Raw genomic sequence first — 22856 nt, forward strand, 5'->3', positions numbered from 1 at the left:
CTGCAGTGCAGCATCAGGGTTGCCACCTATGGCGGTCATCCGGGCCGCGATTCTAGCATGGCCCCCTGCTGCGCCTCCCGCGCCGACCGCAACCGACTGGACAGGATTTCCGATGAGCGAACACAACAAGAGCGACGACAAAGACCTCCCCCTGCGCGACGACATCCGTCTGCTCGGCCGCATTCTCGGCGACACCGTCCGCGCCCAGGAAGGCGAAGCCGTGTTCGATCTGGTCGAGGCGATCCGCCAGTGCTCGATCCGCTTCCGGCGCCACGAAGACCACGCCGCCCGCCGCGAACTGGAAGCCACGCTCGATTCGCTCTCCCGCGACCAGACCATCGACGTGGTGCGCGCCTTCAGCTATTTCTCGCACCTGGCCAACATCGCCGAGGACCAGCACCACATCCGCCGCTCCCGCGCCCACCAGATCGCCGGCTCCGCGCCCCGCGAGGGCAGCCTGGCCCACGCCCTGGCCCGGGCCTTCGACGCCGGCATGGGCAGCGCCGAACTCACCGCCTTCTTCGAGACCGCCAACGTAGTGCCGGTGCTCACCGCCCACCCGACCGAAGTCCAGCGCAAGAGCATCCTCAACTGCCAGATGGTGATCGCCCGCCTGCTCGACGAGCGCGACCGCATGCAGCTCACGCCCGAGGAGCAGGAGGCCAACGACGAGGCCCTGCGCCGCGCGGTGCTCACCCTGTGGCAGACCCGCATGCTGCGCACCGAGAAGCTGTCGGTGATGGACGAGGTGACCAACGGCCTGTCGTACTTCGACTACACCTTCCTGCGCGAGCTGCCGCGCCTCTACGCCAACGTCGAGGATCGCCTCGCCACCCGCGACCGCAGCTGGGGCGCGCTGGAGCTGCCCAATTTCATGAAGGTCGGCAGCTGGATCGGCGGCGACCGGGACGGCAACCCCTTCGTCACCGCCGAGATCCTCGAGAAAGCGCTGGCCGTGCAGGCCGAGAAGGTCCTCACCTACTACATGGACGAGGTGCACACCCTGGGCTCGCAGCTCTCCATCGCCCAGGGCCTGGTGAGTGCTTCCGACGCCCTGCTGCGCCTCGCCGAAGCCTCGCCCGACGGCTCGCCGCACCGCTCCGACGAGCCCTACCGCCGCGCCCTCACCGGCGTGTATGCGCGCCTCGCCGCCACCTACGCGCGCCTGCTCGGCCACCAGCCGCCGCGCCACGCCGTGGCCCCGGCCGCGCCCTACGACAGCCCCGACGCCCTGGCCGACGAGCTCGAAGTCATCCACCGCTCCCTCACCGCCAACGGCCTGGGCAGCCTCGCCCGCGGCCGCCTGCGCATGCTGCGCCGGGCAGTGTCGGTGTTCGGCTTCCATCTGGCGCCCATCGACCTGCGCCAGAACTCCGACGTGCACGAGCGCGTGGTGGCCGAGCTCATCAAGTCCATCGACCCCGCCCGCGACTACCTGGCGCTGGACGAAGCCGGCCGCATCGAGATGCTGCTCGAAGAGCTCGCCACCCCGCGCCTGCTCGCCTCGCCGTGGCTGGATTACTCCGACGAGACCCGCGGCGAGCTGGCGATCTTCCGCGCCGCCCGCGCCGCCCACCTGCGCTACGGCAAGGCCGCGGTGCCCAACTGCATCATCTCCAAGACCGACGACGTCTCCGACCTGCTGGAAGTCGCCGTGCTCGCCAAGGAAGCCGGCCTGCTGCGCCCCGCCGAAGGCGTGCTCGACGTGAACATCATCCCGCTCTTCGAGACCATCGGCGACCTGCAGAACGCCGCCGGCGTGATGGACCGGCTGTTCGCCATCCCCGCCTACATGGCGCTGCTGGAATCCCGCAAGCTGGAGCAGGAAGTGATGCTCGGCTACTCCGACAGCAACAAGGACGGCGGCTTCCTCACCTCCGGCTGGGAGCTCTACAAGGCCGAGATCGGCCTCGTGGATACCTTCGCCCGCCACAACGTGCGCCTGCGCCTGTTCCACGGCCGCGGTGGCTCGGTGGGCCGCGGCGGCGGCCCCAGCTACCAGGCGATCCTGGCGCAGCCGGGCGGCGCCGTGCAGGGCCAGATCCGCCTCACCGAACAGGGCGAGGTCATCGCCTCCAAGTACGCCAACCCCGAAGTCGGCCGCCGCAACCTGGAGGTGCTCGCCGCCGCCACGCTGGAAGCCACGCTGTTTGCGCCGCGCGATCCGGCGCCGCGCCCCGAGTACCTCGAGGCGATGGACGAGCTCTCGGATGCCGCCTTCAAGGCCTACCGCAACCTGGTGTACGAGACCGACGGCTTCGAGCGTTACTTCTGGGAATCCACCGTGATCTCGGAAATCGCCGCCCTCAACATCGGCAGCCGCCCGGCGTCGCGCAAGAAGTCGACCGCCATCGAAGACCTGCGGGCGATCCCGTGGGTGTTCAGCTGGGCCCAGTGCCGGCTGATGCTGCCGGGCTGGTACGGCTTCGGCTCGGCGGTGCAGGCCTATATCGCGAAGCACGGCGACGCCGGCATGGCGCGCCTCTCGGCGATGCACAAGGAGTGGTCGTTCTTCGCCACCCTGCTCTCCAACATGGACATGGTGCTCGCCAAGAGCGACATCGCCATCGCCAGCCGCTACGCCGATCTGGTCAAGGACGGCGCCCTGCGCGAGGCGATCTTCCCGCGCATCGAGAAGGAGCACGCCGACACCCTGGCGGCCCTGCTCACCATCACCGGCCAGCAGGCACTGCTGGACGCCAACCCGCTCCTCAAGCGGTCGATCCACAACCGCTTCCCCTACCTCGACCCGCTCAACCACGTGCAGGTCGAACTCCTCCACCGCTACCGGGAAGGCCACCAGGACGAGCGGGTACAGCGCGGCATCCTGCTGTCGATCAACGGCGTGGCGGCGGGGCTGCGCAACAGCGGCTGAGCACGGCCTCCGGTCGACAAGGTGCAATACAGCCGGTGCAGGCTAGCCCCTGCAACCGGCTTTTTTGCGCACTCTGACCAGAGACCCCATGGACAATCAGGAAATCGGCGACCTGCACCGTCGCCTGGAACGCGAACTCCTCGACAGCTACGACGAAGAGCTCGAGCTGGAACTCGACGACCGTCGTTTCGAGGAAATCGGCAGCGGCACGGCGCACCCACCCACCGACGAGGAGAAGGCTCAGCGCCAGCGCTATTTCAAGGAGCTGCTGCGCCTGCAGGGCGAGCTGGTCAAGCTGCAGGACTGGGTGGCCACCACCCGGCACCGGGTGGTGATCCTCTTCGAAGGCCGCGACGCCGCCGGCAAGGGTGGCGTCATCAAGCGCATCACCCAGCGCCTCAACCCCCGGGTGTGCCGGGTCGTCGCCCTGCCCGCCCCCAATGACCGGGAACGTACCCAGTGGTACTTCCAGCGCTATGTTCCGCACCTCCCCGCAGCAGGCGAGATGGTGCTGTTCGACCGCAGCTGGTACAACCGGGCCGGCGTGGAGCGGGTCATGGGCTTCTGCTCCGACGACGACTACGAGGAGTTCTTCCGCTCGGTGCCCGAGTTCGAGCGCATGCTGGTACGCTCCGGCATCCAGCTGATCAAGTACTGGTTCTCGATCACCGATGAGGAACAGCACTTCCGCTTCCTGTCACGCATCCACGACCCCCTCAAACAGTGGAAGCTGAGCCCCATGGATCTGGAATCCCGCGCCCGCTGGGAGAAATACACCGAGGCCAAGGAGATCATGCTGGAACGCACCCACATCCCCGAAGCCCCCTGGTGGATCGTCCAGGCCGACGACAAGAAGGCCGCCCGCCTCAACTGCATTCACCACCTGCTGGGCGAGATCCCCTACGCCGAGGTCGAGCGGCCGCTGGTGGATCTGCCCGAACGGGTGAGGCACCCGGACTACGTGCGCCACGAGGTGCCGCCCGAGATGTTCGTGCCGGACTACTTCCGCTGAAGGCGAGGCTCAGTCCAGCACCTCCAGCCCCCGGGTGGCCCAGTTGAGCACGGCCGAGTGCACCGTCATCCGGGGCGCCAGATCGGGCAGATCGCGGCGGATCACCTCGGCGGCAAAGTGGGCCATGAAGCGCGCCTTGAGCTCGGCCCGGGCCCGGTCCGAGCCGATGTCCTGATAGGGGGAGGACGCCAGCAGCAAAAAACCGTCGTCCGGAATGCGCCCCTTGTGCATGTTGGACGCAATGATCGCGCCGGCCTTGCGGATGGGGTCGGCGAGATCGGGGCTGTAGGGGCCGATGATCAGCGCCAGGTTGGGGGCATGCAGGAAGTCGAAGCCGCGCCCCACGCAGATCATCCACTCCCGGTGTTCGATGTCGAGCTGTCGGTCAAGCTTGCGCACCTCGGCCACGTGGGCGACATTCCCCGCCACCAGCCGGGCCAGATCGGCCAGCATCGCACCCGGCATGTCCGGAAACAGGGGCTGCAGGCGCGCCCGCAGGCTGGCCTCGGTTTCGTCGGCCCCCAGGGTGGACACATCCAGGGTTGCCCCCCCGGCCCCGTGCAGCACCAGCGCGTCCTCGTCGGTTTCGAAACCGCAGACCAGGGGATAAACCGTGGCATGCCCCCGCCCGAACACGTGCTCCACCTGGCCCTTGACGCCGAACACGTGGGCGATGGCCTGGTCCGTGTGATAGTTGAAGCCGGCGCAGCAGCGGTGGGGCTCGCCCCGGGAGAAGTGGTAGGTGATGAACATCAGCACCCGCTGACCACTGCGCACCCGGTCGTGGACGTAATGCTCGATCACCTCGCCCAGGTGCGGCCACCCCAGATCAAAGAAGCCTCCCAGGTTGCGGAAGGGCTGGATGATGCCGGGCGGGGTGTTGGTGGCGATGGGAATGTTGATGCGTCCGTCCATGCACTTGAGCACGGCGATGGCGGTGGGATGCCGCGCCCGATGGCGCTCCCGGGCCATGCTGGCCTCCGGGTCACAGTAAGCCGCCGAGTACCGGCGTGCCACGTCGTAGAGCCAGTCGATGCGTTCGCCGATGGGCTTCCGGTGGATGCTCATGATGTCTCCCGCCTTGTTTTCTTGTAACGGGGAAGGTGCATCACCCCCGCCGCCAGGTCAACGGCACGCAGCTCACCTTCAGCAGCGCCATGCCCGAGCCGGCCACCGCGGCCCTCGCCGCCCTCGGTCTGGCCGGCCTGGGCGCACTCCGCCACCGCCGCGCCCGAGCGATCCGCAAGACCACAAAACAGAACGGCCAGGCGCGCAAGCCTGGCCGTTTTGCTTTGATCTGTCGCGGTGCCGCTCAGACGCCGATGGCGTTCCTCACGTCGCGGATGAAGGGCTTCACGTCCTTCAGGCTCCACACGTAGTAGCACACTGACGGGCGCAGGAAGTCGCCCACGAAGCGCAGCACCTCGCGCACCGGACGCACCTGGAAGGTCCGATCGCGGATCTGCCCCGGCTGCAGCAGGATGCGCCGCAACCGCTTGATCTCGGTGGCCACCATCCGGCAGCGCAGGTTTTCGCGCAGAGCCGGCAGGCTGGGCATCACGCCCTGCCCCTGCAGGCTGTAGGCCAGCAGGCCGAAGCCGGCGCCGCTGTACATGGCGAGGGGGAAGCTGCCCCAGAAGCGGCCGTTCACCTCCATCAGCACCGCGCGGCCCGAGGCCGGGTCGTAACGGTACTCGACCATCGCCACGCCCTCCCAGCCGATCGACTGGAGCAGGCGGATGGACTTCTCCTGCAGATCCGTGAACTGATCCAGCGGCACCCCATCGCACACGCTGGAGAACCCGCCCTCGGGCGGCCACTCGGCCACCCGCAGGTGCTGGAAGCGCCGCACGGCCTTGCCTTCGTGCATGAAGAAGAACTGACCAAGACCCACGCCGGGGCAGTACTCCTGCACCAGCGGCCACATTTCCACCGGCCGGTAGCGCTCGGCAGCGCGCAGGAACTCGTCGGCGGTATAGACATATTCGGCCTTCACCAGCTCGATGCCCGCCGCGTGAAGCGCCAGCGCCACGCCGTTGGGGTCGGACCACTTGAGCACCGCAGGAAAAGGGAAGCTCGCCGCCACCCGCTCCACATCGGTCCAGGTGGCCGGGCTGGCGCTCTTCGGCACGTCGATGCCCACCGCCGCGGCGGCTTCGAGGGTGCGCCCCTTGTCGAGCACGATGGCGAAGGCGTCCTTCGAGGGCAGCAGCGGGGTGATCACGCCGAGCCTGTCGCGGTTCTCGATCAGCCAGGTGGTATTGGCTTCGGAGACGGTCAGCAGATAGCCGGCGCCGTGGCGCTCGCCGCTGGCGCGCAGCTCGGCCAGACCCGCATCGGTGCGCGGCTTTTTCAGGATCTCGCCGTGGGCGAGGTAGCGCGACTGCAGGCCGATGGCCTTGTCGCCCGTGGCGATGCCGATCACCGGCACGCCGGCCTCGCCCAGTTCACGGACGAGGCTCAGGCCAATCTGCGTCTCGATGCCCAGCACGTAGCACGGCGGGCGGACTTGCTTGTCGGTCATTCGGGATACTCGTTGAAACATGCGCCCAGATCGGGCTCAGCGCCGCACTCTGCCAGCAACGGCCAGGGCGATCAACACACCGAACGATGCCATCGAAATCCAGCGGGCCCGCTCGAAAAGCGGCGTTTCGGTCCAGATCAGGCGCACTTCGTGGGGGCCGGGGGCAAGATCCACCTGCATCAGCCCGTTTTTGGCATCAAACTGCGTCGGAACCGGCTGCCCGTCCCGCTCCAGCGCCCACATCGGGAAGTAAAACACGGGCAGATGCACGGTAGTGTCCGCCAGCGCCTCGATTTTCCATGTGACGGTGTTGGCCACGTGGTGCGCGGGGCCGCAGCGGGCGCCATCGTTTTGACATTCCTTTTCAAAACCGGCCACGGCGTAGTCCACCCAGGCCGGTGGCGCAAAACGCGTGAGGTATTCCGAGGTGCCCCGGAAGGCCCCGGCACTGAAAGGCAGCGCCTCACAGGCCGCAGGCTCGAGATCGCAACGGAAACCGCCATTCGGCGTGCGCTTCCACTGGGCCAGGTGGGCAAAGGTGTACTCGTCCTTGACTACCGTGGACGGCAACGGGCCACCGTCGAGATAGGTGGCCTTGGCGGCGATCAACAGGCCCAGAACACCAATAGCCAGCACCGACCGCACCAGGCCGGCGGCCCAGCCCTGTCGCCCGACCTTGCCGGCAACCTGGGCGGCCACCACGCCGATGACGATCACCATCACATAGCCCACCGACAGGAAACGGTAGGGCAGCTGGATGCGCAGCAGCGGCCATTCGAAGGTCCACAGGGGATACGACAGCTCCGACGCAAAGAACACCGACACCGCCAGCACCATGAACAGCCGGATCAGCAGCGGATTGGCCCCCTGCCCGGCACCCGCCCGCAGGCGGAACAGGAACCAGCCCTCGACGATCACCAGCGCCAGCACCGGCACCGCCAGCGGCCACTGGAACGAGAACCACTGAACCCCGTTGATCAGCGCCGAGAACGTCGGCCACGCAAAGGCCTGCAGGATGTGCGGGCCCGTCCAGCCCTCAACATTGATCAGCGAGGTCGAACCCAGCGCCGGCAGCAGGTAGAAGGCGCCCAGCCCGAGCCCGATGGCCACCGTGCCGGCCCACGCCAGCAGCCGCCGCACGAGGCCGGCAAAGCTCACCCCGCCCCACGCCGTGGGCGCGACGAACACCGCCGCCGAGTAGGAGATCAGCATCACCAGGGTGCTCATGGTGTGGCCCACCACCGCGATGCCCAAGGCCGCCGCGGCCCACAGGTTGATCCGCTCGAACGAGGCCTTGGGGCGGAACATCGACCACAGCAGCATGCCGTGGGCCGCGTAGCCCACCGACGCCCACGCGAAGCCCTGGAACTTGTAGTGCAGCATCACCAGAAAGGGGTTGGCGGAGGCAGCAAACGCCGCCACCAGCGCCAGCCGGTTCGAGGTGTAGTGGCGGCAGGTGAGGTAGATGAAATAGCCGAACACCGCATTGCTCAACACTTCCACCACATGCATGGCGTTCCAGGTGCCGAGGCCCGTCAGGGTGATCAGCGCGGTGAGCAGGTAATACAGCGGCGAATAGAACACGAAGATCGGCTCGCCCAGCCCGTAGCGGGCGAAGAAGGTCCATCGCGGATACAGCCAGCCTTCGGCAAAGCGCTGGGCGTACTCCTTGGCCCAGTGGTAGTGCAGGTAGAAATCGAAGTTCGGGTCGCCGGTGTGCGACCCGAAATGGGGGAAATGCAGCACCAGCGCCAGCGCGAGGAGCAGCCCGAAGGCGATCACGCCCTGCCGGAGGCTCATCGGCGCCGGGGCCGAAGGGGAGTAGATCATTCACCATCTCCAAAATCGCGGCCGCCGGCGATCACCAGCGGCGGACGCTCGCTGCCGCCGCCGTGGGGCGGGTGGAGTCGCGGGCGGCGGATGATGAACATCGGCCGCTGCTTCTGTTCGTCGTACATGCGCGCCAGGTAGATGGAAATCACCCCCAGCGCGGTCAGGATCATGCCGCCCAGCATCACCTGCACGGCGATCACGGTGGTGAAGCCGATCGCCGCGGTGCCGGAGAAGTAGCGGTAAAGCGTCTGGATGAGCAGCAGCGTGCCGAGGCCCACGGTGGCAAAGCCCACGTAGGCCACCGCCACCAACGGCAGCGACGAGAAGGCCAGCAGGTTGCCGAGGGAATAGCGGATCAACCCGCCCAGCGACCACTTGGTGCTGCCGATCTCGCGCTCCTGCACGTCGAACTCGACATCGGCGACCCGGTAGCCGACCCACGTGACCATGCCGCGGAAGAACCGGTTACGCTCGGGAAACTGCAGCAAGGTGTTGACCACCTGCCGGTCGAGCAGCTTGAAATCGCTCGCCCCCGCCATGTCGCCCCCCACCGCGTGGCTCATCAGCCCGTTGAAGATCGCCGCAAACTTGCGGTAGAGCGCCGGCTCGTGGCTGCGCCGCCGCTTGCGGCCATTCACCACGTCGAAGCCTTCGCGCCACTTGGCGAGCATCTCGGGCAGGGCTTCGGGCGGATGCTGGAGGTCGGCGTCCATGAACACCACGCATTCACCGGTGGCCACCGCGAGGCCGGCGGCCAGGGCGGCCTCCTTGCCGAAGTTGCGCGAGAAATTGACCGGCACCACATCCGGACGATGCCTGGCGATGTCGGCCAGCACCCGCTCGGTGGCATCCCGCGAGCCGTCGTTGACGATGACCAGTTCGGCGCGGACGTTCAGCGGCGCGAGCACCCGGTCGAGCACCTCGACGAAACGGCACAGTCCGTCCGCCTCATTGAAGGCGGGCACGACCACCGACACATCGACCCTGTCCGCACCGAGCTTCATCGGAACACCTTACTGAGGCAGAAGTAATTGAAGGCCACCATGACCACCTCGGTGCCGAGCTTGGCCACCAAAAGGTTGTCGATCAGCGCGAGCAGCCCCACCAGCACCAGCGGCGAGATGGAGATCGTCACCACCGTCACGAGACCGTATAGCAGCGCCTGACGCAGAGGGACTGCCGCGCCACGCCCCCCATTGCCGAACGAAAAATACTTGTGCCCGAAAAATCCGGCTACCGCGCCGGCCGTCCGCGCAGCCAGCTGAGAGTACGCCGGCGCCACCATGAAGACCCTGGCCAGCACGAAGAACACACACATGTCGAGCACCAGCAACCCGACGCCGGTCAGCGCGTAGCGGGCTACGGTGGCCCGCCGCCGGTCACGCAGCAGCGGCGCAGGCCCGGTCACAAAGGGCTCCGCGCAGATGGAGTCCGCGCCGGACGTTGGCGAAAGGCTGGTTTCATGGCACACCACGGGCTGGATTCAACAGATCGCCCGTTCCGCTCGGCCAGGCGCTCAGGCGCGGGCTGGGCGGTCAGGTGACCGGCCTCAGCCAATAAAACGCCGCGCGGCCTGCTCGCCAAGACGCCACAGCGTTGCCGGCAGGCCAACGGAAGGCAACGACACCTTCTGCGGGTTGGCCTTGAATGTTGGCAGCATAGCCGTGGTCGAAACAGTAAATTCGTCACGCCGCGCCGCCAAAAGTTTGCACAATTTTTCAAACCGGCGCACGACGATACCATCCGGATTGCTTCGTCCCTGTTTCAGCATCTCGAAATTGTGGGACAGCAGCACAAAATGGCCGATGCCCAGCGCGCGGATCGATTCCAGCGCGCCTTCCAGCTCAGCCACGCTGCAGCTGCCCAGCTGAGCCGGACGCAGGCGTCCGGTGCCGTCGCGGAAGATCGTCATCGGCACGCTCTTGACCGCCCCGATGTGGCTGGGCTGGAGGAAATCCGCCTGCCCGCGCAGGTCGGGCGCGCTGTCGGCGCTCACCTCGTTGAGGCTGAAATCCAGCCCCAGCCCGCAGGCCTCGAGGGCGCGGAAGGTGTCGGCGCTGGCGGCAAAGCTGCCGGCGCGAAAGGCGATCGGGTGGCAATCGACCTGGGCCATCAGGTCGAGCCCCTTGCGGATCAGGATGGTCTGCTCTTCGAGCGTGTAATAGGCCAGATGCTGGCGCTTGCGGCTGGCGCCAGGAAACGGCAGCGGCCGCAGCTCGTCCGACCATTCCGGGTGAAGATGCAGCTGAACATCATGACCGCCCGCGCGGATCAGGTCGACGATGGTCGCCAGATGCTCGACGCCAAACCGGGCGGCAAACAGCGGCTCGACGAAGAACACGCCTTTCAGGCCGTTACGGTCGAGGATCTCGAGGGTTTTCGGCAGCGCGTAGTCGCCGGCCGACGAGCGGCCGTACACGTAGCGCTCGAAGCTCGCCGGAAACTTTGCGTCGAGATCCTTCCAGCCTCCACACCAGACTTCGATGTCGAAGGTCAGGTAGACCTTTACCGGGTCAGGCATGGGCTTTCCCCCTCGCGCAGCTCCTCGATCAGATTGGCCACGGCGGAGTGGATGATCGCGAAGCAGGTCCGGAAATACTGATCGGTGTGCAGGTGCGGATCGTGGATGTGGATGCGGTGCGGGCGCGACCAGTGCCCCAGCAGGGCGATGGCGTCGGCGGGAATGCCGCGACGGATGAGTTCGTGGGCGTGGCGCACTTCCATCGCCAGCAGCAGGTCGCCGGGCTGGTATTTGAAGTCGGTGAAGTTTGTGGCCCGGTGGGCGGTGAGATCAAAGCCATACACCGGCGCAGCGGCAATGGCCTTCTCGAAGGCCGGCGCACCGGTGGTGGTGGACAGCCCCAGCGACGCCACCCGGGCACCCATGCCCTCGGCCACCACGTGGCCAAAGGCGCTGCGGTTGATGTTGCCGAGGCACACGAAGACCAGCCGCTTCACCGCCTTCGGGCGAATCTGCACGAAGGGGCCGAGACGTCCGCCGAGAAACTCGAGCTCGCCCAGGACCAGCCGCACGAAGCCGCGGAAAGTCCCGAAACTCACATCGATCAGCGAGGCGAGCCGTCCGGAGAGACTCGGGCTATAGACCAGCTTTTCCACTCTTTCACCACCCGTATTTAATGGACATGAGGTGTCCGCCTGCGTGAGCGTAACAACACTTCATCGACAAATGAAACCGTCACGCGCCGCGGAAGCCGGCTTATGTTGCCTACCGCACACACGCGAGAACCCACTCGACATGGGTGGCCGGATGATACCGGCGACAGGAGAGTGCACCCCGTGCAGCCCTGGCGCTGCGACGCACAAATTTACCTTATCGCGTCGGCTTTCCGCCACGGCGGGGTGGTGGCGCCCGGCGCGCGCCCACCGGGCTGGCGGCCTTGCCGGTACGACGCGCGCCGCCACCGGGGTTGCCGCCGCTCCGGTCGAGCACCACCGGCTGGTCGCGGGGCACCAGATGGCGCGGCGCCGTGCCAATCAGGTCGGACCGGCCCATCGCCCGCAGGGCCTCGCGGATCAGCGGCCAGCCTTCCGGATCGTGGTAGCGCAGCAGCGCCTTGTGGAGCCGGCGCTGGCGGCCGGACTTGGGCGTATCCACGGCCTCCGAATCCGCCGACACCTTGCGCAGCGGGTTCTTGCCGGAGTGATACATGGTGGTGGCCATGGCCATCGGTGTGGGCAGGAAGGTCTGCACCTGGTCGAGCTTGAAGTTGTTGGACTTCAGCCACAGGGCCAGGTTGACCATGTCCTCGTCGCTGGTGCCCGGGTGGGCGGCGATGAAGTAGGGGATCAGGTGCTGCTTCTTGCCGGCCTCCTTCGAGAAGCGCTCGAACATCTCCTTGAAGAGGTCATAGGTGCCGATGCCGGGCTTCATCATCTTGCCCAGCGGGCCGTCCTCGGTGTGCTCCGGGGCGATCTTGAGCAGGCCGCCCACGTGATGGGTGACGAGCTCCTTCACGTATTCGGGCGAGCGCACCGCGAGGTCGTAGCGCAAGCCGGAACCGATCAGCACCTTCTTCACGCCCGGGATCGCCCGCGCCTTGCGGTACAGGCGCACCAGCGGGCCGTGGTCGGTGCCGAGGTTTTCGCAGATGCCGGGGAACACGCACGACAGCCGGCGGCACGACGACTCGATCTTCGGGTCCTTGCAGGCCATGCGGTACATGTTGGCGGTGGGGCCGCCGAGATCCGAGATGGTGCCGGTGAAGCCCGGCGTCTTGTCGCGGATCTCCTCGATCTCGCGCAGGATCGACGCCTCGGAGCGGCTCTGGATGATGCGCCCCTCGTGCTCGGTGATCGAGCAGAAGGTGCAGCCGCCGAAGCAGCCCCGCATGATGTTGATCGAGAAGCGGATCATGTCCCACGCCGGGATGCGCGCCTCGCCGTAGGCCGGGTGCGGCCGGCGGGCGTAGGGCTGGCCGAAGACCCAGTCCATCTCCTCGGTGGTGAGCGGGATCGGCGGCGGGTTGAGCCAGACGTCGCGGCAGCCGGGTCCGACGCCGTGGGCCTGGACCATCGCCCGGGCGTTGCCGGGGTTGGACTCGAGGTGGAAGGTGCGCGACGCATGGGCGTACATCACCCGGTCGTCCTTCACCACCTCGTAGGCCGGCAGGCGGATCACCTGCTTCGCGCGGTCGGCCTTGCGGGCGGCGACGCGCTCGGCAGCCGGGATGATGCGCACCGGTTGGGCGCCGTCGGCGGCGGGCGCCGTCTGCTGGGGCTCCATGGCGTAGGGATCGGGGTGCGGCTCGACGGGGCCGGGGCGGTCGATGGCGATGGAGTCCACCTCGACGAAGCCTTCCGGCCGCCAGCCGGGCTTGACCATGAAGGCGGTGCCGCGCAGGTCGCGGATCTGTTCAATCGGCTCGCCGGCCGCAAGGCGATGGGCCAGCGCGATCACCGCCCGCTCGCCGGAGCCGAACACCAGCAGATCGGCCTTGGAATCGGGCAGCACCGAGCGGCGCACCTTCTCGGACCAGTGGTCGTAATGGGCGATCCGGCGCAGGCTGGCCTCGATGGAGCCGATCACGATGTTGGCGTCCGGGTAGGCCTCGCGGGCGCGCTGGGCGTAGACCACGACGGCGCGGTCCGGGCGCTTGTCGGGCTCGGCGCCGGGCGTGTAGGCGTCGTCAGAACGGGGTTTGCGATCCGCGGTGTAGCGGTTGATCATCGAATCCATGTTCCCGGCGGTGATGCCGTAGAACAGGCGCGGCTTGCCGAGCGCCCGGAAGGCGTCGGCCGAGTGCCAGTCGGGCTGGCTGATGATGCCGACGCGGAAGCCCTGGGCTTCGAGGGCGCGCCCCACCAGCGCCATGCCGAAGCTCGGGTGGTCGATGTAGGCGTCGCCGGTGACGATGATGATGTCGCACGCGTCCCAGCCCAGGGCGTCCATTTCCGCCCGGCTCATGGGCAGGAAAGGCGCCGGCTTGAGCTCGGGCCGGTAGCGGGGATACGAAAGCAGGGAGGGGGTGGTGCCGGGGTTTTCCATGGGGCGCGATTGTACGGGAGCCCATGTTGGAACACCCGCGAAAGCGGACGTTCCCGCCCCGGAATCAGGCCATCGCCACGCCGCGCCGCTCGAAAAGCCCGAGCAGCCAGCCACGCAGCCGGTAACGCTGCGCCTCGGTCTGGCGGCTGATCAGCACCACGCTCGCCAGCATCAGGCCGGTCACCGTCAGCCAGTACCACGGCTGCGCCGGATTACCGCCCACGACCGCGCTCCACATGAGGAACAGCGGCATGTGCAGCAGGTAGAGCGTGAAGGTGCAGGCGGCGAGCAGACGCACCGGGCGCTCCACGGCAATCAGCCAGCCGCCCGACCCGGCCAGCAGATTGCGCATGCCGGCGAAGTTCATGCACACCAGCAAGGCCAGCAGGTAGTCGCCGACAACGTAGTTGGCAAACCCCAGGTACTGGGCCCGATCCTGCCCCAGCGTGGCCTTGAGCCACTCGCAACTCCAGGCGTCGATCCCCCGGGCGTGGAACTGCCAGATGCCGATCAGGCTGAGCGCCACCAGCGCGAGGGACGGCCACTGCCCCAGCCGTCGCGGCCAGCGCCAGCGGTACAGCACGACGCCCGAGCACCAGATCGGCGCCAGCAGGATGAACTTCGGCCCCAGCCCGAGCGCCAGCAGCGCCGCCGCCACCCAGCCTTTGCGCCGGGGCAGGAAGACCACCAGCGCAAACGCGGCGTAGTACCAGAACTCCACGCAGATCGACCAGAACGGCAGGTTCGAGAAGCTCATCACCGACATCAGCCACACCTCGTTGAGCATCAGCAGGCTCAACACGACCCGCGCCAGCACCTGGCCGGACGCGCTGTGCGCGTAGATCGCCGGCTCGACGGCGCGGCCAATGGCGTCGCAGATCAAGGTGAGGAAGATCGCCGGCACGGTGACCGAGAAGATGCGGGCGATGCGACTGGCGGCGTAATCCGGCCAGTGCATCTCCTTGGTGTCGGTGACGTGGCGGATGACGAACCCCGACAACACGAAGAACACCACCACCGCGCTGTGGCCGTAGCCACTGAAGGGAAGCTCGGTTTCGCTCAGGAAGCGCTGGTTCGAGTGGTACAGATAGACAAGAAACGCTGCAGAAACACGTATCAGATCAAGATAGATCGAAAAGGACCGCCCCACTCCACCGCTCCGTCATCATATGCGAACGGCGAATTTACAGTTTTTTACGTTGATGCCATCCGGTAATCAGCAGATCACCGTGACATTATTGACGACCGCACGACTCAGACGCCGAGCGCCTCCTTCACCGCCGGCCACTGGCGGCGGCTAACCGGCAGCTGCTCAGGCAGGCCTTCGAGGAGGATCACCCAGTGGGCCTCGCCATCCACGCCGGTGGTGGCCCGGGCCACGCCGCGCACGGCGTCCCGGGCGATCAGGCAGTTGCGGTGGATGCGCAGGAAGCGGCCGGGGAACTCCTCCTCCAGCTGCACCAGGGATTCGTCCAGCAGGTATTCCCGCTCCAGGCTGCGGGCCACCACGTACTTCTGCTCGGCCTTGAGGTACAGCACCTCGGCCACCGGCACCAGCAGGATGCGACCCCGCTCGCTGACGCTGAAATGGCTGCGGGTGGTGGGCGCGATCCGGCGCAGCACCTCGTCGGCCGGCGGACGCAGGCGGCGGGCCTTGGCGATGGCTTCGGCGAGCCGCCCGGCGCGCACCGGCTTGAGCAGGTAATCCACCGCCGCCAGTTCGAAGGCCCGCACCGCGTATTCGTCGTAGGCGGTGGTGAAGATCACCGCCGGCGGGTGCTCCAGACGCCCCACATGGCGGGCCAGCTCGATGCCCGCCATCACCGGCATCTGGATGTCGGTGAGGATCAGATCCACGGGCGTCTTCTCGAGGATCGCCAGCGCCTCGACGCCATTGGCCGCCATCCCGGCGACGCGGGTCGGCTGGGTGTCGGCGATGTCGCCGAGCAGATCCTGGAGCCGCTCCCGGGCCGGCGCCTCGTCGTCGACGATCAGCACCGAAAGCGGGGCGAAAGCGTGGTCGGCCGGCTCGCTCATGGCGTACTCCGGAAAGGCAGGCGGATGCGCACGCGGAAGGCATCGGCATCCTGCTCGGTATCGAGGGTGGCTTCGAGGTCGTAGAAAAGCATCAGTCGTTCGCGGATGTTGTCCAGGGCCATGCGGTTGCCCGCGTGGTGGCTTTCGGCGTCGAGCAGCGGGTTGGCGATGGTGATGAACACCTCCGCCCCGCGCCGCGCGATGGTAATCGAAACCGTGCCCGGCGCCGCGCCGGGCTCGATGCCGTGATAGACGGCGTTCTCGATCAGCGGCTGGAGCAGCAGCGGCGGCACCAGCGCAGCCCCCGCGGAAGTATCCCGCTGCCAATCCACCTGCAGGCGGTCGCCCAGGCGCAGCCGTTCGAGGTTGAGATAACGCTCGCACAGGGCGATCTCGTCGGCCAGGGGCACCAGCTCCCGGTTGTCCTGCATCAGCGCGCGGAACAGATCGGCGAGCTCCTCCAGCCCTTCCTCGGCCCGCCGCGGATCGCGCCGGAGCACGCCCAGCACGCCGTTCAGGCTGTTGAACAGGAAATGCGGCCGGATGCGCGCGGTGAGCGCCAGCAGACGCGCTTCGGCCAGCACCGGCGCCAGCGCCGCGCCGCGCAGGTGAAAGTAGATGAGCACGATCGCCCCCACCACCAGCGACCACACCAGCGGCCGCGGCCCCTCGTCCACCTCGACCGGCGCCAGCAGGCTGCCGCTCAGCAGCGCAACGCCCGCCACCAGCAGCATCACCACCGCCACGCCGCCCGCGTAGGGCAGCCGAAGCAGCAGCGGCTTGAGCAGGAACAAGGCCGCCACCGAGAGAATCAGCGGAAACTCGACCCTCACCGCCATGTCGAGGAATTCGCCGAACAAGGCCTCGATCTGATCGTTGCGCACGAGCACCGCGGCCAGCCCAAGGGCATTGACCAGCACCACCGTGCGCAGCACGACGCCAAGGTTGTGAAAATCAGGCAGGCTCGCCGGATACCGGCTTCGACCGGCGGGGCGCGCTTTTTGCTTTATACTCATGAATCGAAATCCGGGCCAACAGCTTGAATCCACGGGATTCTCGCCGCAGATAGCCCCCCTTTATCGCAGAGAGCATTTTCAATTATGGCAGATCAATCCGTACCGCAGGACGGCGCCGCCAAGGCCTGGTCCGGTCGCTTCTCCGAACCCGTCTCCGAGCTCGTCAAGCGTTACACCGCCAGCGTCTTCTTCGACAACCGCATGGCCGCGCAGGATATCCGCGGCTCGATCGCCCACGCCACCATGCTGGCCCGCCAGGGCATCATCGGCGCCCAGGATCTGGCCGACATCGAACGCGGCATGGCCCAGATCGCCGGCGAGATCGAACGCGGCGAATTCAACTGGAACCTCGACGACGAGGACGTCCACCTCAACATCGAGAAGCGCCTCACCGCCCTTGTGGGTGACGCCGGCAAGCGCCTGCACACCGGCCGCAGCCGCAACGACCAGGTCGCCACCGACATCCGCCTGTGGCTGCGCGACGCCATCGACACCATCCTCGGCCTGATCCGCGAATTCCAGCTTGCCGTGCTCGACCTCGCCGAACACCACGCCGACACCCCGCTGCCCGGCTTCACCCACCTGCAGGTTGCCCAGCCGGTCACCTTCGGCCACCACCTGATGGCCTACTACGAGATGACCCGCCGCGACGCCGAGCGCTTCGCCGACTGCCGCAAGCGCGTCAATCGCCTGCCGCTGGGTTCCGCCGCGCTCGCCGGCACCACCTACCCGATCGACCGTGAATACGTCGCCGAGCTGCTGGGCTTCGAAGAAGTCTGCTTCAACTCGCTGGATGCCGTTTCCGATCGCGACTTCGGCATCGAATTCTGCGCCGCGGTGTCACTGCTGATGACCCACCTGTCGCGCCTGTCGGAAGAGCTCATCCTGTGGATGAGCCCGCGGGTCGGCTTCATCGATCTCGCCGACCGCTTCTGCACCGGCAGCTCGATCATGCCGCAAAAGAAGAACCCGGACGTCCCCGAGCTCGTCCGCGGCAAGACCGGCCGCGCCAACGGCAACCTGATCTCCCTGCTCACCCTGATGAAGGGCCAGCCCCTGGCTTACAACAAGGACAACCAGGAAGACAAGGAGCCGCTGTTCGACTCCGCCGACACCGCCATCGACACCCTGCGCATCTACGCCGACATGATGGGCAGCCGCGTTGATGCCGCCACCGGCGAGAAGGTCTTCAACGTCCGCGTGAAGCGCGAGGCGATGCAGGCCGCCCTCACCCAGGGTTACGCCACCGCCACCGACCTGGCCGACTACCTCGTCAAGAAGGGCCTGCCCTTCCGCGACGCCCACGAGGCCGTGGCGCTGGCCGTGCGCGCCGCCGACGCCAAGGGCGTCGACCTGCCCCAGATCCCGCTGGCCGAGCTGCAGGCCGCCATGGCCCACGTGCCCGGCGCGGTCGAACGTCTGGCCGACGACGTGTTCCAAGTACTGACGGTCGAAGGTTCGCTGGCCGCCCGCAACCACATCGGCGGCACCGCCCCGGCCCAGGTGCGCGCAGCCATCGCCCGCGCCCGGCAGCGGCTGGCCTGAGGAGGGAACGAGGCATGGAAAGGATCGGCAAATACGAGGTGCGGCGGCTGCTGGGCGCGGGGGCGACCAGCAACGTCTATCTCGGCTACGATCCTTTCGCCCAGCGGGAGGTGGCCATCAAGCAGCTTCACCCGGAGATGCTGCGGGTCACCGACCACACCACCCTCTACCACCACATGCTGCTCAACGAGGCCTCCCTCGCGGGCAAGCTGCAGCACCCCCACATCATCCAGATCCACGACGCGGTGATCGACGAGCGCGACGCCTACGTGGTGATGGAATACGTCCCCGGCGGCACCCTCGAAGCCTTCACCCAGCCCGACCACCTGCTGCCCTCCGAACGCCTCGTCGAGATCATCTTCAAGTGCACCCGCGCGCTCGACTATGCCTATCTGCACGGCGTCACCCACCGGGACATCAAGCCGGCCAACATCCTGCTCGTCTCGCCCGAGGGCCAGGACATCAAGATCTCCGATTTCGGCGCCGCGATCTTCACCGCCACCGAAACCACCCAGCTCACCACCCTCGGCTCGCCGGCCTACATGTCGCCCGAGCAGGTGCGTGAACAGCCCCTCGACCACCGCACCGACATCTATTCCCTTGGCGTGGTGATGTACCAGCTCCTCACCGGCCGCCTGCCCTTCGAGAGCAGCAGCAACGTGGGCCTGATCTACCAGATCGTCCACGAGACGCCGCCGCCCCCGTCGAGCATCCGCCCCGAGATCCCGCCCGAACTCGACGCCATCGTCTGCAAGGCCATGAGCCGCGACGTGGCCGGGCGCTACGCCACCTGGCTCGAGTTCTCCCACGACCTCGCCCAGGCTTACCGCAACCGCGGCCTCACCACCGCGCCCCACGAGATGCCTGACAGCGAGAAGTTCGAGCGCCTGCGCGCCTTCCGCTTCTTCCGCGAGTTCACCGACGTCGAGATCTGGGAGATCGTCCGCTTCGCCGAATGGCGGCAGTTCCCGCCCGACTCGGTGGTGATGAAGGAAGGCGAGCCCGGCAACTACTTCTGCTTCGTCGTCGAAGGCACCATGCGCATCGTCAAGAAGGGGCACCTGCTCAACACCCTCAGCCCCGGCGACTGCTTCGGCGAAATGGCGCTCTTCGCGGCCGGGCGCGGCGCCCGCACCGCCTCGGTCGAAACCATCAGCGAGACGCGCATCCTGACCATTCGCGCCCCGGCCCTGCTGCGGGCCACCAGCCTGTGCCAGATGCACTTCTACAAGGGATTCCTCGAAGTCCTGGCCAGCCGCCTGTCCCTCGCCAACAGCCGCATCGCCAACGTCTGAACCCGCATCGTCGCGCCATCGGCGCGGCGGAACGGATTTTGTCGGCATTTTTTACACGCCCCCGCCGTTTTCCGCCCCCGATTTCGTCGTGCCTTTTTATACCCTTAAAAATCATGACCATACTCCCCAAAGGGGGAAGCGGAACGAAACTTGCTTGACCTAATCCGACCAAAAAGCGGACCCACGTCACACTCGTGACTGGCGGGCCTGCATATACTGCAAATAAATCACGCCTGTCATGGCGCCAGTTGAACGAGGTTTAGGATGAATCTGGAACACCCCGAAAAATCTGCCGAGCAGCAAGCCAGCAACGACGGCCAGACGCCCAAGGCCAATCGCCGCAAGCTCATCCAGACCGGCCTGGCCGGCGCGCCGCTGCTGATGGCCCTGAAGAGCGTTCCCGCGCTGGCCGCCGAGTGCAAGCAGCCGTCCGGTTTTTCCGCGTCCGGCAACCTGAGCCAGAACGGCACCACCCCCTGCGCCCCGAAGATGAACGGCGTGACCTTCTGGCAGGCCTACGCGGCCGCCAACCCGCCGACCGTCGACGACCTCGACAACAAGACCTTCGGCAGCGTGTTCACCGCCTCCGCCGGTCGCACCGAAACCATCCGCGCCATCATCACCGGCTCCGACACCGCGGGTGACGCCCCCCTTGAACGGCAGATCGTCGCCGCCTGGCTCAGCGCCAAGGCCGGCAGCCCGCTGTTCACCGCAGCCCAGGCCATCGCCATGTGGAACGAAGGCGTGGTCGGCGGCTCCTGGCATCCGAACCCGAGCGTGCCCAGCGTCTCGTGGGGCAAGACCCAGGTCAAGCAGTACCTGGATTACGTCCTCAACGCCTGATCCTGCATCGAGTCTTGCTTTCGGCCGGCGCCCAGTACATCGCCTCTGAAACCCTGTTCGAGGGCCTGGCCGAAGTACGTTGGAAAGAAGTGGATGAAGGATGGGTCCGTTACGACCCATCCGCTGGTGAGACCCTGCTGCTCGCCCCGGTCACCCGGTTCGTGCTCGACCAGCTGGCCGTCCCCGGCCAAAGCCTGAACGCCGACGACCTCGTCGCCGCCGTGCTGCGCGAAGAACCCGAAGCTGCCCCCGAAGCCTGCCGCGAATTCGTCGCCACTGCCCTCGAGGCACTGCTCGGCGCGCGCCTCATCCGAGCCAAGTCGAGCCCCCGCCTTGAGAATCCGTGACCTGTCCCCCGCCGAGTTCCGCCAGCGGCTGACGGGCGACGGCATCCGGCTCGCCGCCGGCCCGTTCAACTGCTGCCTCCAGAGCGGCATCCCCGAGATCGCCGACGAACTCGCCCGGCTCTACGCCCACCACCCGCTGGCCGACGCCTCGGATTTCACCGACTTCCACGTCGCCGTCCAGCCCGGCCACGGCGTGCGCCGCTGGGTCAAGCCCCAGGCCCGCTTCGTGGTCGATGCCGTCGAGCCCTTCACGCCGCTCCCCCGCGCCCAGGCCCTGCCAATGCTCGAGTGGGGCCTCAACTGGTGCGTCACGGCCTACTGCCACCACATCCTGGTGATCCACGCCGCCGCCGTCGCCCGGGGCAACCGGGCCGCGATCCTGCCGGCGCCGCCGGGCTCGGGCAAGAGCACCCTGTGCGCCGCGCTGGTCAATCGGGGCTGGCGCCTGCTGTCGGACGAACTCACCCTGATCCGCGTAGACACCGGCCAGATCATGGGCCTCGCCCGGCCGGTCAATCTCAAGAACGCCTCCATCGACATCATCCGCGCCTACGCGCCGGACGCCTTCCTCACCCAACCGGTGCGTGACACCACCAAGGGCACCGTGGCCCTGATGGCGCCCACCCGGGCCAGCGTCGAAGCCGTCGGCGAGTGGGCCGATCCCGCCTGGATGGTGCTGCCCCGCTACCGCGCCGGCAGCGAGGCCGTGCTCGCCCCGATGGGCAGTGGTGCGGCCTTCATGCAGCTCGCCGACAACGCGATGAACTACCACGTGCTGGGCCCCGAGGGCTTCGACACCGTGGGCCGCGTCATCGACAACTGCCGCAACTACAGCTTCGAATACAGCCGCCTCGACGACGCCATCGCGGTGTTCGACCGCCTCGCCACCGAGGACGCCCGATGAACCTGCTCCTCCAGGCCTACCGTGATCCCCAGTCGGTCCGCCGGCTCGGCCCCTCGCAATGGGATCTGCTCGTCCGCCAGGCCCGCCACGCCAATCTGCTCGGCCGGCTCTACCTGCGCCTGCAGGCCGCCGGCGTCGAGGATGACATCCCCGAGCGCCCGCGCAACCACCTGCTGTCCGGCGCCCAGATGGCCGGCGAGCAGCGCCACGCGATCCGCCGCGAAGCCCGCTTCCTGCGCGAAGCCCTCGAACCGCTTGGCATCCCGGTCATCCTGCTGAAGGGCGCCGCCTACGTGGCCGGCGCGCTGCCCGCGGCCCAGGGCCGGCTGTTCTCGGACGTGGACATCCTGCTGCCCAAGGCGCGCCTGGCCGACGCCGAATCGGCGCTCCAGCTCAAGGGCTGGATCAGCAGCGCCACCGACGACTACGACCAGCGCTACTACCGCCGCTGGATGCACGAGCTGCCGGCGATGCGCCACGTCTTCCGCGGCTCGGCCCTCGACGTGCACCACACCATCCTGCCGCCCACCGCACGCCTCAAGCCGGACGCCAAGCTGCTGATCGAAGCCGCGGTGCCGCTGCCCGACCTGCCCGGCGTGAGCACCCTGTCGCTGCCCGACCTGATCCTGCACAGCGCGTCCCACCTCTTCCACGAGGGCGAACCGGACAACCTGCTGCGCGACCTGACCGACCTCGACCTGCTGCTGCGCCACCTGGCCCGCGACCCCGCCGCCTGGGACGTGCTGGTCCACCGGGCCGAACAGCTCCAACTCGCCGGCCCGCTGCGTCTCGCGCTGCGCTACTGCCACCAGATGCTCGACACCCCGCTGCCCGAGCGCGTCCAGGCCCGCACCCGCTGCCTCGAAGGCGGCATCCGCCAGCAGTTGCTCGACGCCATGTACGCCCGCGTGCTGCGCCCCCAGCACCCCAGCACCGCCGACGCCCTCACCCCGCTGGCCCGCCGCAGCCTGTACATCCGCGCCCACTGGCTGCGGATGCCGCCGCTGCTCCTGGCCTACCACCTGGCCCACAAGGCGGTTTTGCCCGCCAGGCAGGAAACCCACCCCCTCAGCACCGAGCAGGTTGCGCTGCCGGCAGACGTAAAAAAAGCGGCCTGAG

Annotated in this window: 20 protein-coding genes; 9 read left to right on the top strand and 11 right to left on the bottom strand. The window is 67.5% G+C overall.

What is annotated here, in order from left to right:
* Positions 1-112: 112 nt before the first annotated feature.
* Positions 113-2875: a phosphoenolpyruvate carboxylase gene (ppc, locus tag GH681_RS16695; RefSeq protein WP_153162646.1), complete on the top strand. Its 2763-nt coding sequence runs from the start codon at positions 113-115 to the stop codon at positions 2873-2875.
* Positions 2876-2963: 88 nt separating this feature from the next.
* Complete coding sequence (gene ppk2 / locus GH681_RS16700) at positions 2964-3887, top strand: polyphosphate kinase 2 (protein ID WP_153162648.1); 924 nt, start codon at positions 2964-2966, stop codon at positions 3885-3887.
* Between the two features lie 9 nt (positions 3888-3896).
* Here the strand turns inward: ppk2 and GH681_RS16705 are convergent, their stop codons facing one another.
* Positions 3897-4955: a carboxysome shell carbonic anhydrase domain-containg protein gene (locus tag GH681_RS16705; RefSeq protein WP_153162650.1), complete on the bottom strand. Its 1059-nt coding sequence runs from the start codon at positions 4953-4955 to the stop codon at positions 3897-3899.
* Between the two features lie 35 nt (positions 4956-4990).
* On the opposite strand from GH681_RS16705, the gene GH681_RS16710 reads away from it, so the two are divergent.
* Complete coding sequence (locus tag GH681_RS16710) at positions 4991-5266, top strand: PEP-CTERM sorting domain-containing protein (protein ID WP_153162651.1); 276 nt, start codon at positions 4991-4993, stop codon at positions 5264-5266.
* Here the strand turns inward: GH681_RS16710 and GH681_RS16715 are convergent.
* The 10 genes from GH681_RS16715 to GH681_RS16760 form a co-directional block, all read right to left on the bottom strand.
* Positions 5200-6411 (bottom strand): carboxylate--amine ligase, encoded by a 1212-nt coding sequence (locus tag GH681_RS16715; protein ID WP_194271261.1) that lies wholly within the window; start codon positions 6409-6411, stop codon positions 5200-5202. The two genes, GH681_RS16710 and GH681_RS16715, sit on opposite strands and share 67 nt — an antisense overlap.
* Before the next feature lie 36 nt (positions 6412-6447).
* On the bottom strand, positions 6448-8241 hold the full coding sequence (locus GH681_RS16720; RefSeq protein ID WP_153162654.1) for a hypothetical protein: 1794 nt from the start codon (positions 8239-8241) through the stop codon (positions 6448-6450).
* Entirely contained in the window at positions 8238-9248 is a 1011-nt protein-coding gene (locus GH681_RS16725; RefSeq protein ID WP_153162656.1) for a glycosyltransferase family 2 protein, read from the bottom strand. The genes GH681_RS16720 and GH681_RS16725 overlap by 4 nt, the downstream gene beginning before the upstream one ends.
* Positions 9245-9652 carry a GtrA family protein gene (locus GH681_RS16730; protein ID WP_153162658.1) on the bottom strand — a complete coding sequence of 136 codons (408 nt, stop codon included), beginning with the start codon at positions 9650-9652 and terminating at the stop codon, positions 9245-9247. The genes GH681_RS16725 and GH681_RS16730 overlap by 4 nt, the downstream gene beginning before the upstream one ends.
* Positions 9653-9793: 141 nt before the next feature.
* Entirely contained in the window at positions 9794-10765 is a 972-nt protein-coding gene (locus GH681_RS16735) for a polysaccharide deacetylase (RefSeq protein ID WP_153162659.1), read from the bottom strand.
* Positions 10750-11361, bottom strand: a complete 612-nt coding sequence (locus GH681_RS16740; RefSeq protein ID WP_153162661.1) for a phosphotyrosine protein phosphatase — start codon at positions 11359-11361, stop codon at positions 10750-10752. The genes GH681_RS16735 and GH681_RS16740 overlap by 16 nt, the downstream gene beginning before the upstream one ends.
* Before the next feature lie 214 nt (positions 11362-11575).
* Complete coding sequence (locus GH681_RS16745; protein ID WP_228111948.1) at positions 11576-13669, bottom strand: YgiQ family radical SAM protein; 2094 nt, start codon at positions 13667-13669, stop codon at positions 11576-11578.
* A gap of 145 nt (positions 13670-13814) precedes the next feature.
* On the bottom strand, positions 13815-14900 hold the full coding sequence (locus GH681_RS16750) for an acyltransferase (protein ID WP_153162665.1): 1086 nt from the start codon (positions 14898-14900) through the stop codon (positions 13815-13817).
* A gap of 104 nt (positions 14901-15004) precedes the next feature.
* Positions 15005-15787: a LytTR family DNA-binding domain-containing protein gene (locus GH681_RS16755; RefSeq protein WP_153162666.1), complete on the bottom strand. Its 783-nt coding sequence runs from the start codon at positions 15785-15787 to the stop codon at positions 15005-15007.
* Positions 15784-16803 (bottom strand): sensor histidine kinase, encoded by a 1020-nt coding sequence (locus tag GH681_RS16760; protein ID WP_153162668.1) that lies wholly within the window; start codon positions 16801-16803, stop codon positions 15784-15786. The genes GH681_RS16755 and GH681_RS16760 overlap by 4 nt, the downstream gene beginning before the upstream one ends.
* 84 nt (positions 16804-16887) lie before the next feature.
* On the opposite strand from GH681_RS16760, the gene argH reads away from it, so the two are divergent.
* The 6 genes from argH to GH681_RS16790 all read left to right on the top strand — a co-directional run bounded on the left by argH (position 16888) and on the right by GH681_RS16790 (position 22855).
* Positions 16888-18348, top strand: a complete 1461-nt coding sequence (gene argH, locus GH681_RS16765; protein ID WP_153162669.1) for an argininosuccinate lyase — start codon at positions 16888-16890, stop codon at positions 18346-18348.
* Positions 18349-18362: 14 nt separating this feature from the next.
* Positions 18363-19643: a serine/threonine-protein kinase gene (locus tag GH681_RS16770; protein ID WP_153162671.1), complete on the top strand. Its 1281-nt coding sequence runs from the start codon at positions 18363-18365 to the stop codon at positions 19641-19643.
* 264 nt (positions 19644-19907) lie between these two features.
* A complete protein-coding gene (locus GH681_RS16775) occupies positions 19908-20486 on the top strand; it encodes a hypothetical protein (RefSeq protein ID WP_153162673.1) in 579 nt (192 codons plus the stop codon).
* 14 nt (positions 20487-20500) lie between these two features.
* The gene (locus tag GH681_RS16780; protein ID WP_153162675.1) at positions 20501-20833 is read left to right on the top strand and encodes a hypothetical protein; all 333 of its coding nucleotides are present in this window, start codon (positions 20501-20503) and stop codon (positions 20831-20833) included.
* Positions 20820-21737, top strand: a complete 918-nt coding sequence (locus GH681_RS16785) for an HprK-related kinase A (protein ID WP_153162677.1) — start codon at positions 20820-20822, stop codon at positions 21735-21737. Before GH681_RS16780 ends, GH681_RS16785 begins: the two co-directional genes overlap by 14 nt.
* The gene (locus GH681_RS16790) at positions 21734-22855 is read left to right on the top strand and encodes a nucleotidyltransferase family protein (RefSeq protein WP_153162679.1); all 1122 of its coding nucleotides are present in this window, start codon (positions 21734-21736) and stop codon (positions 22853-22855) included. Before GH681_RS16785 ends, GH681_RS16790 begins: the two co-directional genes overlap by 4 nt.
* Position 22856: the final 1 nt, after the last annotated feature.

The organism is Zoogloea sp. 1C4 (genome assembly GCF_009469605.1).
GTDB classification, from domain to species: domain Bacteria; phylum Pseudomonadota; class Gammaproteobacteria; order Burkholderiales; family Rhodocyclaceae; genus Zoogloea; species Zoogloea oryzae.